The organism is Streptomyces sp. NPDC126503, from assembly GCF_040302405.1.
GTDB classification, from domain to species: domain Bacteria; phylum Actinomycetota; class Actinomycetes; order Streptomycetales; family Streptomycetaceae; genus Streptomyces; species Streptomyces gulbargensis.
On the sequence record NZ_JBEORS010000015.1, the window covers coordinates 40,286 to 53,828 of the forward strand.

General features: G+C 71.8%; 16 protein-coding genes. 5 read left to right on the top strand and 11 right to left on the bottom strand.

Annotation, left to right across the window (positions count from 1 at the left end; translation table 11 throughout):
- A complete protein-coding gene (locus ABTY40_RS20040) occupies positions 1 to 483 on the bottom strand; it encodes an HIT family protein (RefSeq protein ID WP_352060743.1) in 483 nt (160 codons plus the stop codon).
- A gap of 211 nt (positions 484 to 694) precedes the next feature.
- On the opposite strand from ABTY40_RS20040, the gene ABTY40_RS20045 reads away from it, so the two are divergent.
- On the top strand, positions 695 to 1,132 hold the full coding sequence (locus ABTY40_RS20045) for an NlpC/P60 family protein (protein WP_352060744.1): 438 nt from the start codon (positions 695 to 697) through the stop codon (positions 1,130 to 1,132).
- Between the two features lie 175 nt (positions 1,133 to 1,307).
- Positions 1,308 to 1,724 carry a CBS domain-containing protein gene (locus ABTY40_RS20050; RefSeq protein ID WP_352060745.1) on the top strand — a complete coding sequence of 139 codons (417 nt, stop codon included), beginning with the start codon at positions 1,308 to 1,310 and terminating at the stop codon, positions 1,722 to 1,724.
- A gap of 424 nt (positions 1,725 to 2,148) precedes the next feature.
- Here the strand turns inward: ABTY40_RS20050 and ABTY40_RS20055 are convergent, their stop codons facing one another.
- From ABTY40_RS20055 to ABTY40_RS20070, 4 genes are all read right to left on the bottom strand, one after another.
- Positions 2,149 to 2,598, bottom strand: coding sequence for a DUF3618 domain-containing protein (locus ABTY40_RS20055; RefSeq protein ID WP_352060746.1), 450 nt, complete (start codon positions 2,596 to 2,598; stop codon positions 2,149 to 2,151).
- A complete protein-coding gene (locus ABTY40_RS20060; RefSeq protein WP_352060855.1) occupies positions 2,595 to 3,026 on the bottom strand; it encodes a phage holin family protein in 432 nt (143 codons plus the stop codon). Before ABTY40_RS20060 ends, ABTY40_RS20055 begins: the two co-directional genes overlap by 4 nt.
- A gap of 347 nt (positions 3,027 to 3,373) precedes the next feature.
- Complete coding sequence (locus tag ABTY40_RS20065; protein ID WP_352060747.1) at positions 3,374 to 3,775, bottom strand: hypothetical protein; 402 nt, start codon at positions 3,773 to 3,775, stop codon at positions 3,374 to 3,376.
- Between the two features lie 173 nt (positions 3,776 to 3,948).
- On the bottom strand, positions 3,949 to 4,395 hold the full coding sequence (locus ABTY40_RS20070; RefSeq protein WP_352060748.1) for an anthrone oxygenase family protein: 447 nt from the start codon (positions 4,393 to 4,395) through the stop codon (positions 3,949 to 3,951).
- Positions 4,396 to 4,485: 90 nt separating this feature from the next.
- On the opposite strand from ABTY40_RS20070, the gene ABTY40_RS20075 reads away from it, so the two are divergent.
- On the top strand, positions 4,486 to 5,064 hold the full coding sequence (locus tag ABTY40_RS20075) for a TetR/AcrR family transcriptional regulator (RefSeq protein WP_352060750.1): 579 nt from the start codon (positions 4,486 to 4,488) through the stop codon (positions 5,062 to 5,064).
- Between the two features lie 96 nt (positions 5,065 to 5,160).
- Here ABTY40_RS20075 and ABTY40_RS20080 read toward each other — a convergent pair whose 3' ends face one another.
- The 3 genes from ABTY40_RS20080 to ABTY40_RS20090 all read right to left on the bottom strand — a co-directional run bounded on the left by ABTY40_RS20080 (position 5,161) and on the right by ABTY40_RS20090 (position 7,173).
- Positions 5,161 to 5,613 (bottom strand): SSI family serine proteinase inhibitor, encoded by a 453-nt coding sequence (locus tag ABTY40_RS20080; protein ID WP_352060751.1) that lies wholly within the window; start codon positions 5,611 to 5,613, stop codon positions 5,161 to 5,163.
- A gap of 31 nt (positions 5,614 to 5,644) precedes the next feature.
- Positions 5,645 to 6,160, bottom strand: a complete 516-nt coding sequence (locus tag ABTY40_RS20085) for an AfsR/SARP family transcriptional regulator (RefSeq protein WP_352060752.1) — start codon at positions 6,158 to 6,160, stop codon at positions 5,645 to 5,647.
- Positions 6,161 to 6,429: 269 nt separating this feature from the next.
- Positions 6,430 to 7,173 carry a 3-keto-5-aminohexanoate cleavage protein gene (locus tag ABTY40_RS20090; protein WP_352060753.1) on the bottom strand — a complete coding sequence of 248 codons (744 nt, stop codon included), beginning with the start codon at positions 7,171 to 7,173 and terminating at the stop codon, positions 6,430 to 6,432.
- A gap of 558 nt (positions 7,174 to 7,731) precedes the next feature.
- Between ABTY40_RS20090 and ABTY40_RS20100 the strand changes: the two genes are divergently transcribed.
- Complete coding sequence (locus ABTY40_RS20100; protein WP_352060754.1) at positions 7,732 to 9,033, top strand: SGNH/GDSL hydrolase family protein; 1,302 nt, start codon at positions 7,732 to 7,734, stop codon at positions 9,031 to 9,033.
- A gap of 23 nt (positions 9,034 to 9,056) precedes the next feature.
- Here the strand turns inward: ABTY40_RS20100 and ppk2 are convergent, their stop codons facing one another.
- The gene (gene ppk2, locus ABTY40_RS20105) at positions 9,057 to 10,034 is read right to left on the bottom strand and encodes a polyphosphate kinase 2 (RefSeq protein ID WP_352060755.1); all 978 of its coding nucleotides are present in this window, start codon (positions 10,032 to 10,034) and stop codon (positions 9,057 to 9,059) included.
- Between the two features lie 482 nt (positions 10,035 to 10,516).
- Complete coding sequence (locus tag ABTY40_RS20110) at positions 10,517 to 10,981, bottom strand: ATP-binding protein (protein WP_352060756.1); 465 nt, start codon at positions 10,979 to 10,981, stop codon at positions 10,517 to 10,519.
- Between the two features lie 338 nt (positions 10,982 to 11,319).
- On the opposite strand from ABTY40_RS20110, the gene ABTY40_RS20115 reads away from it, so the two are divergent.
- A complete protein-coding gene (locus ABTY40_RS20115; protein WP_352060757.1) occupies positions 11,320 to 11,751 on the top strand; it encodes a cupin domain-containing protein in 432 nt (143 codons plus the stop codon).
- A gap of 109 nt (positions 11,752 to 11,860) precedes the next feature.
- Here ABTY40_RS20115 and ABTY40_RS20120 read toward each other — a convergent pair whose 3' ends face one another.
- The gene (locus ABTY40_RS20120; protein WP_352060758.1) at positions 11,861 to 13,534 is read right to left on the bottom strand and encodes an OPT/YSL family transporter; all 1,674 of its coding nucleotides are present in this window, start codon (positions 13,532 to 13,534) and stop codon (positions 11,861 to 11,863) included.
- Between the last annotated feature and the right edge of the window lie 9 nt (positions 13,535 to 13,543).

Below are 13,543 nucleotides of genomic sequence, written 5' to 3' on the forward strand. Positions count from 1 at the left end.
TCAGCAGCCTGCCGCGCCCAGACGGTCCAGCCCCTCTCCGATCGCCTTTCGCAGGGGGTCGTGCTGCGGACCGAGTGCGTACTGCTGCTCGGTCCACCTGTCACGGGGATACAGCCACACGGGCCTTCGCAGCAACGCGGCCGGCTCCCACCCGAACCGGGGCCACACGTGCGCATGCAGGAAGCCGTCGGTGTTCCCCAAGATCTCCAGGTTCACCCGCCGGAAGGACGCATCCCTACGACGGCATGCCTGTTCAACGGCTTCTCCGAGCCGATCCATGTCGGAGAGGAAGGCAAGCCGCTTCTCCCTGGACAGGTCCGACAGTCTTTCCACCGCGGGGTCATCCACCAGGAGCACCGAGTACCCCGGGAGGAACTGCACGTCGCCGATCGCGGCGAATCCCGCGTCCAAACGCCTCAGAACCGTGGGGTTCGCGCCGCGCAGAGCGCTTCCGATCCGATCCGTGCGCCAGTCGTCAACCATGGGGCCAGAATCTACCGGCACCGACCCGCCGTCCCCCGGCCACGGCACCGCCTCCGCCTCGGCGTCCGGCATCTTCGCCTGCGAAAATCGCCGGCAGGGGGGAGGGCCACGGCGCAACCACAGCGCGCGCTCCGATTGCGTAGGCGCCTCCGCCACGGCCGTACGCCCGGAGGCGCCTGACCGCCCCCTGTCCACGGGCCATCATGGCCGCATGGAACCGATCCTCGCCCGGCTGCCCGCCGACTTCTGGACCGTGCGGTACGACGGCTCCCGCTTCCCGGGATCGGCCGCGGTCGCCCGCCGGCCGGGCCTCGCCCACGGCGCCAACTGCCAACTCTTCGCCTACGAGGTCCTCCGGCACTGCGGACTTCTCCCGCCGCCTCTGCGTTCCAGCGACCTGTGGTCGGACACCGGCAGCACAGTCCGGGTACCGGTTCCCGTTCCACTCGACCTGCTGCTCTTCAGCGCGTCCGACGACGCCTATGGCGCCCACGTCGGCGTGTGGGTGGGCGACGACGCGGTGCTGCACCTCTGCGCCGAGGCCGGCACACCCACCGTGTGGAGCCTCGCCGACTTCGCGGCCCGCGAGCGCTACCGCGTCGTGGTCGGCGTCAAGCGGGTGACCGTACGGGTAGCGACCACCGGCTGACGCCCGCCACCCGTGGGCGGAGTGCCCGGCGCCGCGCCCGTACTGCACTGGGGTGAGGGCAGGACGAAGACGTTACAAGGCCGTCGTACCGGGCACGCGTGAACCCTGGCGCCCCTCACACGCGAGGGGCGCCGGAAGACACGGAACCAACGGCAACAGACGGGAAGACAGCGAGATGACGACCGCCCGCGAGATCATGACTGAGGGTGCCGAGTGCATCGGCGCTGAGGAGACGGTCCTCGAAGCCGCGAAGAAGATGACCCAGCTCGGCGTCGGTGCGCTGCCGATCTGCGGTACCGACGACAAGCTCAAGGGCATGCTCACCGACCGTGACATCGTCGTGAAGGTGCTCGGCGCGGGGAAGGATCCGGCGCAGGTGAAGGCCGGGGAGTTCGCACAGGGGGAGGCGGTCACCATCGGCGCGGACGACGACGCCGACGAGATCCTCCGGACGATGACCTCCCACAAGGTGCGCCGGCTGCCGGTGATCGACGGCCACCGGCTCGTCGGCATGGTCGCCCAGGCCGACGTCGCCCGCGCCCTGCCCGAGCCGAAGGTCGGTGACCTCCTCGAAGCGCTGTCCACCGACTGAGCCGGAGGACGCCACCCCCGCACCCCGACACGACGAAGGGCCCGTTCCAGTATTCCGGAACGGGCCCTTCGCCTTTCCGTCCGGCCGACCCTACGGAACCACGTGCGTCCTGTGGCAGCCCGCCGACCGGTACGAGTCGACGGTGGCCACCGGCGCGTGCCGGCCACGGCGAACCGGCGAGGCCAAGGTTCAAGGTGCCGGATAGGAATGTCGGTCGGCGGTCGGGAACGAGAGGGGGCCGCCCCGGGCGCATTCCCAGGGCGGGCCCCGCCTTCACGCAGGCCGGCACCACGCTCTCCGCCCGGCCCTCGCTCCCTGTCCGCTCCGCTTGGCGTCGAGCCAGTTGCGACGGCAGAACCGACGCCCGTGCTGCGCAGGTTCAGGGGGCGGCCGGTTCCACCAGGGACAGCCGAACCAAGGCCGGTCAGCCCTTCGAGCGGCGGCACACCAGCCACACCACACCGGCGACCCCCGCTGCCGCCAGCAGCAGGGTGCGGTTGGTCCGTGCCATCTGGGTCCCCTGGGCCACCTTCTGCCGCACCGGTTCGGGCGTCTTTTCCTGGAGCAGGTGAGCGGCCTGGCCCGCCTTGGCCCGGGCCTGCTCGGCGGCCGAAGCGGCCTTGTCGATCACCGGGTCCGGAATCTTGTGCTGCACCTGGGTCGCGGTCTCCGTGACCTTGGCCTTCAGCTCCCCGGCCTTGTCGGCGGCCTGCTGCTTGACCTCGGCCGCCTTCTCCTGGGCGCGGGCCTTGACGTCGGCCTTGGCCGCCAGCGCCTCGACCGTCTGGCCGAGCTCCTGACGGGTCTCCTCGACCTGCTCGCGCAGGTCGTCCGGGCTGGGAGTACTCCGCTTGTCGTGGGGCGGCTTGCTCATCGCTGTGCACTCTCCTTGATCTCGGCCACATCGGCCTTCACGCTTTCGACGGTCTGCTCCGGTCGGGGAGGCGCTGCCCGGTCGACCTGCTTCTTGCCGCTCAGGGCCATCACCGCGGCGATCACGCCCAGGACCGCCGTGACGATCAATGCCGCGGCCCAGACCGGGAGCACCACCGCGAGCCCGGCGATGGCGGTGGCGACCAGCGCCTGCAGCATCAGGAACCCGACCACTCCGGCGCCGCCGAAGAGTCCACCGCCCTTGCCGTAGCGCTTGCCCTTCTCCTTCATCTCCGCCTGCGCCAGTCTCAGCTCGCCGCGCACCAACTCCGTGAGCTGATGCGAGGCCCGCTGCACCAGTTCACTCACCGGCTCGTCGGCGCCGTGAGGGCTGCTGCGGCCGGGGCCGACCGAAGGTGGCTGCTGCATGGTCGACACGGTGATCACCTCCCGCTCCGTACTGCTCGGTGACGACGGGTCGTGGAGGGCCCGTCGCGTGACCAGGCGAGTACCCCGAACGGACGGAATCAGACAACCGCCTGGCGGGTTCCTCACTCCGGAGGCGTGGAAAGGCGGTACCTGCGCTGGTACGGCGAGGACGCGTCCGGGCGGAGGCACATCGCGGAGGGACGCGACGGCCCTGTTGCGGGACGCGCTGTCTTCCAGCGAGGAGGGGACTTGACCTGCGGGTTCGCGTCAGGCCGCTGCCTTTCCATTCGGGTACGCGCGGGACGCAGGCATGTGAGGAGGGCCGCGTCCGAGAAGGGCGGCCGGGACTAGGCGCGCAGGCCGGTGGGGAAGCGGACGAAGCCGGCGATGCGCGGGCTGAACGTCAGGGCACACTGCTCGCCGAGCGCCGCACGTACGCCCGCCGCGACGTCGGCGTCCGGTTCGCCGAACACCTCGAAGCGCTCCACTCGGCAGTGCCGCATGACGTCCTGGATGAAGGGGTCCGCCAGCTTCCAGTGGAGGCGGACCGCGTCGGAGTCCCGGTACAGCTGGAAACTGTGGGCGCGCATGCGTTCCTCGTCCACGAAGGTCTGCACCATCAGCTGTGGTCCGTGCTGCTCCGCGAAGGCCACGGCCTTGGAGACGGCGTCGCGGAAGTCGTCCAGGTGGCCGTCGGTGATGCGCATCGTGTTCCGGAAGAGGAGCATCTTCGAGTCGTGTGGGGTCATGCCCCGACCTTCGGCCCTCAACTGTGGTTGAGGTCAAGGTGTCCTCCCGGTTCGCGAGGGTTGGGTTCAGCCCCGGGCCGGGGGCGTCCCGCCTGCCGCCGAGGTGTGACGAGGCGCCTGTCGGGGGCGCCACATCGGCAAGCGCGCACGGCCCCCGTGCGTCGGTCCGGGGCTCAGGCGAGGGCGGTGACCAGCAGGGCGAACGAGGCGATGATGACCGCGACGCGGACGTAGTGGAGGCGGTCCCAGCGGTTCATCTGCTGTTTCCAGTCGGCGGGCCGGTTCTCGGGGGTCCACGTCTTGCCCCGGTTGTTGATCGGCACCAGCAGCAGGACCGACATGATCACGCTGACGGCCAGGAGGGCGCCCGCGGTGACCACGAGGCCGGTGCCGGGGTGGTGCCGTCCGGCGACGGCCCAGACCGCGACGAGGGCGAGCGAGGTGATGTACCAGACCGGCATCACGGCGCCGAGCATCCGGCCCCCGTGGGCACGGCCGAGTTGGCCGCTGTCGCCGGGGAGTGCGTTGAGGATCGGGTTGATGACGAAGGCGACGGAGAACTCCACCCCCACCATCACGCCCACGGCCACGGTGGTGAACACCTCGAGTACGTCGAGCATGATGACCCCTTCAGGATCTAGCGCTGCTAGGTGATGAGGCAACGCTAGCCATACTGACGCTCGATTGTCTAGCAGTGCTAGAATCGAGCCATGTCGGTACAGGAACGCAAGGAACGCGAACGAGCGGCCCGCGAGCGCCTCATCGTGGCGACGGCCCGCGAACTCGCGGAGCGGCAGGGGTGGGACGCGGTCACCACCCGCCGGCTCGCCGAGCGCATCGAGTACAGCCAGCCCGTCCTCTACAGCCACTTTCGCGGCAAGCGCGAGATCATCGGTGCCGTCGCCCTCGAAGGCGCCGCCGAGATGGCCGCGGCGCTGCGGGCCGCGGCTGCCGCCGCGGACGGCCCTCGCGCCCGGGTGACCGCTCTGGCCGGCGCCTATCTCGACTTCGCGGAACGCAACCCGGCGGTCTACGACGCCATGTTCCAGCTCGACGGCGGTCTGGCCTTCGCGCAGGAGGACACTCCGGCACCGCTGAAGGACGGTTTCGCCGCCCTGTTGGAGAGCCTTGAGGAGGTCGCCGGCGACGGCGTTCACCCGGGACTGTTCACCGAGGTGTTCTGGGCGGCGCTGCACGGGCTGGCCACCCTGACCCGGGCCGGAAGGCTGCCGCCGGAGGAGGCGGGGCGCAGACTGGAGCTGCTGGTCGACCGGCTCGCGGTGATCTGACACAGCGCCCCGCCGGGCACGTGGCCGGCGGGCCCGGCCGCCACCTGCGCCGCCCTTTCCGGCCACCCGTGCGCGCGGGCGTCGCTCACCTGCCCGTCAAAGGACGGACGTCCGGCTCGGCTCGGTCGGGAAGTCGAAGACGTGGCCGGTGGCGAGGGCGAGGTGGCAGTCGGATGTGTACGCGCGTTCCCAGCGGACCGGACGGCCCTCGTAGGAGCCGTGCGCGGTCGCGACGACGCCGACGACATCGTTGGAGCAGAAGGCGCTGCCCAGGCCCGGGAGGGCGTCGAAGTCGCCGTCGGCGGTGTCGACCTCCGTACACGCCGATTCGCGGTGCGGGTGGTGGCCGATGTTCCCCTGGCCGGGGCAGACGAGCCAGGCTTCGCCGGTGAGGGCGACGCCCTCGGCGGTGGTGCGGGTGACGGTGAGCCAGATGTGGGCGTTCCCCGTCCGCGACGGGGCGGAGACGGGGGACGCGGTGGCGGCGCAGACGAGGGTGAGAGCGGCGGCGAGTGCGGCCCTGGAGAGAGCGGCGGTGAACGTCCTCATGGCCGGATCAACGTCGTCCGGTCACCGGTGATCACGTCACTCGATCGAGGGAGGCCCGAGCCTGACCCGTCCCCCCGCCCTCCGGGCAAGGGCCGCTCTGTTCGACTCTCGGCGCACCGCGCCGCAGGCCGTGTCCCGTGTCGAGGTGGGCCGAACCCCTCGCACACGAAGCTCCCGGCGGACGCGAGCCGCCCTGCTCGTTCATGGCCCGCTCGTCGTCGGCGGTGTCCCGGGCACGGGACACCAGGGCGCGGAAGTGGTGGAGGTCGACCGTCTCGGGCCGGGCGTTCCGCCGTATGTCCGCATCCGGCGCGTGGGCCGGCGCGCGGCGGAGCCGCGAAAGGTAGCTGTAGAAGGCGACGTTGGCGCGTCGGTGCGGGTGGTCCGCCCAGACGCGGTCGATCAGCCTGTCCGCCGTCACCGGGCGTCCCGCGTCGACGAGCAGGGCGGCCAGGACGCAGCGCTGCCGCGTGTGGCCCACCTCGACCGCCCGGCCGTCGCTCAGGACCTCGATGCCGCCGAGCAACCGCAAGAACACCGATGTCATGGTGCCCCCTTGTGCGATCAGCACGACCTCAGCATTCGCCCGCCACCGGGGCAACGGGCCCGGGCGGCCGTGGCCGGAAAGGAGCCGACCCCAGGGGGCCGGGAGCCGTACCGCGAGCGGCCGTGAACCTCCCCGCAGACCGGTCACGACGCGTCCACCGGTCCCGACGCGTCGGACGGTCATGGCTCGTCGGCAGGCCCCCGTCCTCCGCTGTGCCGTCCCGCGTACCGCCGGCCGCCTGACGCCGATCCGCCCGACGCGACGCGGCGTCAGTCGGCGCCTGTCCGTCGAGCGAGACGCTCGACGGCGTGGCGGACCAGCGCGGCGTTGCCCTCCACCTCGTGGCCGTCCGGGTCGGCGAGGGTGTCCTCCAGACCGATGCGGGTCTCCAGGCGGAGGTCGAGGGCCCGGTCCAGAACCGGCCAGGCACAGTCGTTCTCACCGTGCAGGAGAACGGGGGCGGCGAGCTGTGCCTCCGCCAGGCGCCGCAGGACGGCGTCGGCCTCGGCGAGTGCCTGTTCCGTGGGGAGGTCGATCATCTCCACGAGGATCCGGCGGCACGCGCCGGCGACGGGGCTTTCGAGTAGTCGTACGGCATCGGTGAGCGACCACACGCCTGCCTCGACGCCGACGCCCAGCGTGCCCAGCACGCGGGCCAGGCGGTCGAAGCCCGGCTCACTCAGATTGAGCGACACGACGTCGGGGCGGTGCTCGACGGCGGCCCACGCCGCCACGGCGCGCTCGCGTGCGGCGGCGTCACCGCCGTACATCCACAGGCCGGTCGACACGCTGATCTCCAGGCCGGGGCAGGCGCGGCGGACCGCCCCCACGGAGGCCGAGACGACGTCCGCGTCCAGGCTTTCCCCACCCCGGTCGTCCCGTGGGTGCAGGTGCACGGAGGAAGCCCCGGCGGCGCGGACGAGCCGGGCATCCGCTGCCAACTGCTGCGGCGTGAGGGGCACCCGGGGGTGGTCCAGTGCCGTACGCCCGCCGTTCAGACACGCTTGGATCATGCTCCGATCGTGCCACGGCCGACCGATGCCTCCGTTTCGCGGCGGGGCACCGGACGGTTGGCCTCGGCGGATGAGACCACCGACCGACTGGCCGACCGACCGAGCCTGCCGCCCGCCCGATCGAAAGAAGGTCCCCGCCCTGCTCGGCCGGCCGGGATGGGGAGACGACCGCGCCTGCGAATGGACTGAATGCGTCCGCCTCGAGGGCGCCGTGGAGGGCATCTGCCTGGAACGCCCAGCCCAGCCCTCACCCGCGTCGACGCGGCGGTCTCCCGCCTGACCGCCCCTCGGTCAGGCCGAGTTGGCCGAGCCGCTGATCTCCTTGGCGGCCGGCCCGTCCGACCGGTCGCCGAGTCCGGGGGACGGGGGAGCAGGCGTGGCGCGCCCGCCCGGGGCGGACAGCCGGCGGTGAGGGCGCGACCGAGTCACCAGGCCGCGGCGGTACGCGCGCACGCGCCGTCCCGTCGGCCGGCCAACTTTTCCAACTCCCCGAGGAATAACCGGATTCGCCATCCGCTTATGAGTGATCGTCAACGACACGAACTCACGGGGACCGACATGCGAACCACGAACACCCTGCGGCGCGCCGGCATCGCGCTGCTCGCCGCGACCACCCTCACCACCCTGCCCCTCACGGCGACCGCGACGGCCGCCGTGCCCGGCGAAAAGCCCACCGCCGCCCCGTCCCCCGCCGCCCACGGCGCCGGCCCCTGGCGCGGCGCGTGGGCGGCCTCGCCGCAGGCGCCGAGCGCGCCGTTCGGCCCCAACTGGTCGGAGCAGGGCTTCTCGAACCACACCGTCCGCCAGGTCGTCCGGGTCACGGCCGGCGGCACCGCCGCGCGGATCGAGCTCTCCAACCGCTACGGCACGACGCCGCTGCGCATCACCGGAGCGACGGTCGCCCGCACCGCCGAGGGCGGTGCCGTCCAGGCGGGTACGGTGCGCCACCTGACGTTCGGCCAGGGACGTTCCGTCACCGTGCCGGTGGGCGGCACCGTCCTCAGTGACGGCGTGCCGCTGCGGCTCAAGGCCCTGGAATCGGTCACCGTGACTCTCCACCTGGCGGGTGACACCGGCCCGGCCACCTTCCATCACGCCGCCGGCGCCACCAGCTACCGCGCCACCGGCGACCACCGTTCCGACGTGTCGGGCGCCGCGTTCCGGGAGACCAGCTCCTCCTGGTACTACCTCACCGGCGTCGAGGTCCTCGGCGGCAAGGCGCCCCGCCGGGACGCGATCGTCACCTTCGGCGACTCCATCACCGACGGCGTCGGCGCCACGCAGGACGCCGACAACCGCTACCCCGACGAGCTGGCCGAACGCCTCGCCGCCACCGGCGCCCCGCGCGCCGTCCTCAACCACGGCATCAGCGGCAACCAGGTCGTCAACGACACGACCTGGGCCGGCGAGAAGGGCATCGAACGGTTCAAGAAGGACGTCCTGACCGAGCGGGGCGTACGCACCGTGATCGTCCTCGAAGGCATCAACGACATCGGCGGCAGCGGTCCCGACTTCCCCGGCGGTCCGACCCCGGAGGTCTCCGTCGAGCGGCTGATCGACGGTCACCGTGAACTGATCCGCCAGGCCCGCGCCAAGGGCATCAAGGTGGTCGGCGCGACCCTCACGCCGATCAAGGGCTCGTTCTACGACACCCCGGAGAACGAGGCGAAGCGCGACGCGTTCAACGAGTGGGTCCGCACCTCCGGCGCGTACGACTCCGTGGTCGACTTCGACCGCGCCGTCGCCGACCCGGCGGACCCGGACCGGATGCTGCCCGCGTACGACTCCGGCGACCACCTCCACCCGGGCGACGCCGGCTACCGCGCGATGGCCGAGGCCCTCGACCTCGACGAGCTGTAGCCGGCCGCCCTGTCCCGCCCGGCTCAGGAAGCGGGGTCGTGGGGGTGGAGGCCCGGGCCGAGGGGAGGACCGGCGAGCGGGGTGGGGGAGAGGTCGGTGGGTTCCTCGCCCGCCTCCAGGAGGGTGTCGGCGGCCCCGACGATGAGGTCGTCGGGGCGTCCCACCGCCGCCTCGTCCTTGCGGTCGTAGTCGATGCGCCACAGCAGGCTGCGCATGGCTTCGAGGCGGGCGCGGCGTTTGTCGTTGCTCTTGACCACGGTCCACGGTGCGTGCTCGGTATCGGTCGCGCGGAACATCTCGACCTTCGCGGTGGTGTAGGCGTCCCACAGATCCAGTGAGGCGAGGTCGGTGGGCGAGAGCTTCCACTGCCGCACCGGATCGACCTGCCGTATCGCGAAGCGGGTGCGCTGTTCGGCGCGCGAGACCGAGAACCAGAACTTGATCAGCAGGATCCCGTCCTCCACGAGCATGGCCTCGAAGGCGGGGCACTGTCGCAGGAACAGCTGGTACTGCTCGGGCGTGCAGAACCCCATGACCTTCTCGACGCCGGCGCGGTTGTACCAGGAGCGGTCGAAGAAGACGATCTCGCCCGCGGCCGGCAGGTGGGCGACGTACCGCTGGAAGTACCACTGGCCCGCCTCCCGCTCGGTCGGCTTGTCCAGGGCCACGATCCGGGCCCCGCGGGGGTTCAGCCGCTCGGTGAACCGCTGGATCGTGCCGCCCTTACCCGCCGCGTCACGCCCTTCACAGATCACCACCAGCCGTGCCCCGGTCTCCTTCACCCAGCGTTGCAGCTTCAGCAGCTCGATCTGCAGGATCCGCTTGTTCCGCTCGTACTCCGCGCGACGGATCTTCTGGTCGTACGGATAGTTCTCCCGCCAGGTCCGGATGGGGGCGCCGGAGCCGTCCAGCAGCACGGGCTGCTCCGGCCGGCGGTTGTCCACGCTGAGCCCCGTCAGCAGGTCCTCGGCTTCCGGGCGCGGCGATGTCGGCTCGTTCACGCCCGGCATCTACCCGCCTCGAACCTTTGTATGGCTGCGAGCGTGCCCCGCAAAGGACGAGTGGCCGGGCCGGGGCCGCGACCTGTACACGCGACCGGGGGCGGGGTCGGATCCGTCCGCGTGGTGGACGGATCTACGGAACACCGAAGCTCCTGGCGGACGGGTTCGCGGCCGACCCCCGACCAGAAGGAGCTGCACCTGCTTGCCCGCCCCTCCTTCACCGACCCGTCCAGCCACACCCCGCGGCGCCTGACCAAACGACTCGCCGGAAGACACGGGGAGGCCGGGACCCGGCGGCACGGCGGGGGGACGCAACCGTTCGCCAGGACATCCCACAGGTCCGCCCCTTCCACAGTGCCCCGTCCGGCATCCCAGACCAGGCCACCGGTAGGGGGATGGGGAGCATCCCCTTCCCCCGGCCGCGGGTACGGGGGCACACGGCCGCCCCGGCCAGGAGAGCGGGGAGGGTCCCTTCACCGGCTCTATCGGCCGGTTTCGTCTCCGAGTGGGTCCGTCAGGCCGATGGTGGCGGTGATGCGTTTGCCGACGGGTTCGCGGTGGATGGCGAAGCTGCGACAGAGGGCCATGACGATCTCGAGCCCGTGCTGGCCGACCCGCCCCGGATCGGCGGGACGGGGCAGGGGGAGGCGCGGTTCGGCGTCCCAGACCGTCACCTCCACGATCTCGTTCTGGGCCTTCAGGGTGAGCAGGAAGGGGCCGGTGGCGTGTTTGCGGGCGTTGGTGACCAGCTCGCTCACCACCAGCTGCACGACGTCCACCGCACCGGCGCCCACCTCCGCCGCGCCGACCGCCTGGACCTCGCCGAGGAACGATCGGGCCAGGGCCCGGGCCACAGCGATCTCCTCGCTGCCCTCGAAGGCAGCGGAGACCGACACCGGACTTCCCGCGAGCGGCCGTGATCGCGCGCCGCGTTCGAGCATGTTCATCCAGACCGCCTCACGTTCGAAGCACCCCCGCCAACCTCGGCCGTCTACCCCCGACCCGGCGCCGTATGCCCGGTGTTCCTGCCGGATCTGGCCGTGCCGTATGGCGCACGCATGGCGGCTCGGCGTCCACCCGGTCCTGGCCCCGACTACGCGGCGCGTACTCGGCAGCGGCGGCGCGAGCGAGGCACGGTCCCGAACCGGCCACCGAATCCCCGCCCCTCCCGTTGTGTCTGCCGCGCGTGTGGGGCCGGAGCCGAGAAGGAGGTGGGGCAGCCGTCTGACGTGTCTGTCACGGGGAAGGACCGCCCAGGAGGCGTCATGCGTCAGGATGGTCGCTCATGAGTGAGATTTCCGGTCTGGTGACGGACCTTGGACTGGAGCCGCATCCCGAGGGCGGGTGGTACCGGCGCACATGGCGGACCGGGTCGGCGACGGTTCCGGAGGGGTTCGCGGGACCTCGCGCCTTCGCGACCGGCGTCTACTTCCTCCTTCACCCCGGTGAGGTTTCCCGTTGGCACCGGCTGCGTTCGGACGAGCTGTGGCTGTGGCACCGGGGCAGCCCGCTGACCCTGCGGCTCGGCGGCAGCGACGCTGTTCCCGAGGAAGCGGTCGTCGTCATGATGGGTCCCGGCATCGAGTACGGGCAGAAGCCACAGGTCCTCGTCCCCGCCGGCGTCTGGCAGACCGCACAACCGGCAGGTGACGAACCGGTCCTGGTCTCGTGTGTCGTCGCCCCGGGCTTCGACTTCGAGGATTTCGAGCTGCTGTGACACCGTACGCGTCAGGCTCCCCCCACCGGCCGGCCCCTTCACGACCTCGTATGGCGCGGCGTTGCGGGGACTGTGCGGCCGGCCCGCGGCGAGAAACTACCGGCTGTGATCACAGAGTTTCCCGCAGGCGGGTGACGTCGTACAGCGAACTTCCGGCGATCAGGCCCGCCCCCAGCAGGACGAGGGTGTCGTCCGGGTGAGTGGCGGCCAGGTGGTCGCCACGCCGGATGCGGGCCCGGTGTACCGCCCGTACGGCCAGGGCACCGAGGACCAGCCATCCTGCCTGGGGGGCTGCGACCAGCAGGCCGGTGGCCAGCAGGACACCCAGCTGCCGCTGGGAACCGCCCAGCCACTGGACGACGGCTCCGCACAGCCCCCACGCCCCCAGCCGCACCAGGGTGCCGCTGTCCTCCAGGCCGGTCTCGATCGTGGTCGTGTAGACCTTCGACAGGGGCGGGATACGGCCCTGCGAGAACAGCGGGTGCCACAGCAGGGCGACAGCCGTCAGGGCGACGGTGAAGCCGATGAGCTGGGCCAGGTACTGCTGGCGGCGTCCGTCGTGCTCGAACGGCAGCCAGGGCACGGCTTCGGCACGCAGCAGCCAGCCGGCCTTGAGGTCGTAGCCCATGTCGGCGAAGGCCGGGCCGGTGGCGGCGACGTATCCGACGAGCAGCGCCAGCGCCGTCGGAGGCAGGTGCAGCAGCAGTCCGAGGATCAGGAAGATCAGGGTGACGGCGAAGGCAGGGAACCAGCCCGAGTGCATCGCCGCCAGGCCCACGATGAGCTGGTGCACCAGGGCGCCGGTGCCGGCGAACAGGACCCAGCCGGCCAGGGCGAGCCCGCTCATGTCGGCGGCGAGCCCCCCGGCCAGCGCCACCAGTGCCGCCCCGGCCGTGAACAGCACCAGGCCCTGGCGCAGGCCGCGCCGAAGATGCCGGTCGTCGACGGTGCGCACCTCCGCGGCGAAGACCTTCCCGTACCGGGAATCCCTGGCCGGCCCGGCCGGATCGTGGTCACCGCGGCGGGCGCGCAGCAGAAGCAGCGCCTGGATCAGTGCCACGGCCCCGGCGCCGATCATCAGTCCGTGCGGGATGTAGAGAGCCGCGAGGTCGATCCGCAGCAGACCGGGTGCGTACTGGGCGGCCAGAAGCCCGGTGCCGAACATGCCGAGGGCCCACATGTTGCCGAGGAAGGCGACTCCGGCCGCGCTCATCGGCAACCCGCACACACTGCCCGCCACCCCGGTGGCCGCACCGATCGCGAGGAGCCGCGCCTTGCGCCCGCCCCGGTCACCGGCCTCGATGGTCTCGGCCGCCGCGATCCCGGGAGGCCAGGCGCCGGACGCGGGCAGCAGCCGGGAGTCGAAGGTCCGGTACAGCACCCAGCTGTCGACCGCCAGACCGATCACAGCTCCACCCAGCACCGGCCACACCAGATCGGCGCGGCCCAGCAGGAACGGCACCGAGACCGGCACGATCAGCGAGTTCGCCGCGGCGAACGTGGCACCGGAGACAGCGGACTGCACCAGGTTCTGCCGGTGCCGACTGCGCATCCCCGACAGCGCCGCGATCGGTAGACGGCCCAGCAGCATCGCCAGCAGCGCACCGATGACGGCCGTGTTGCAGGCCACGCCCAGACTGGTGATCAGCACCAGGCCGATGACCGCGCCGAGCCCGGACAGCAGCGCGCTCACCACCAGCGTCGGCGTCTCCAGCGCCCGCGGATGGCGCTGCGGACCTGCCGCTGCCTCACCGGCCGCCGTCGCCTCTCCTCTACCGTCCACGGCGACCGT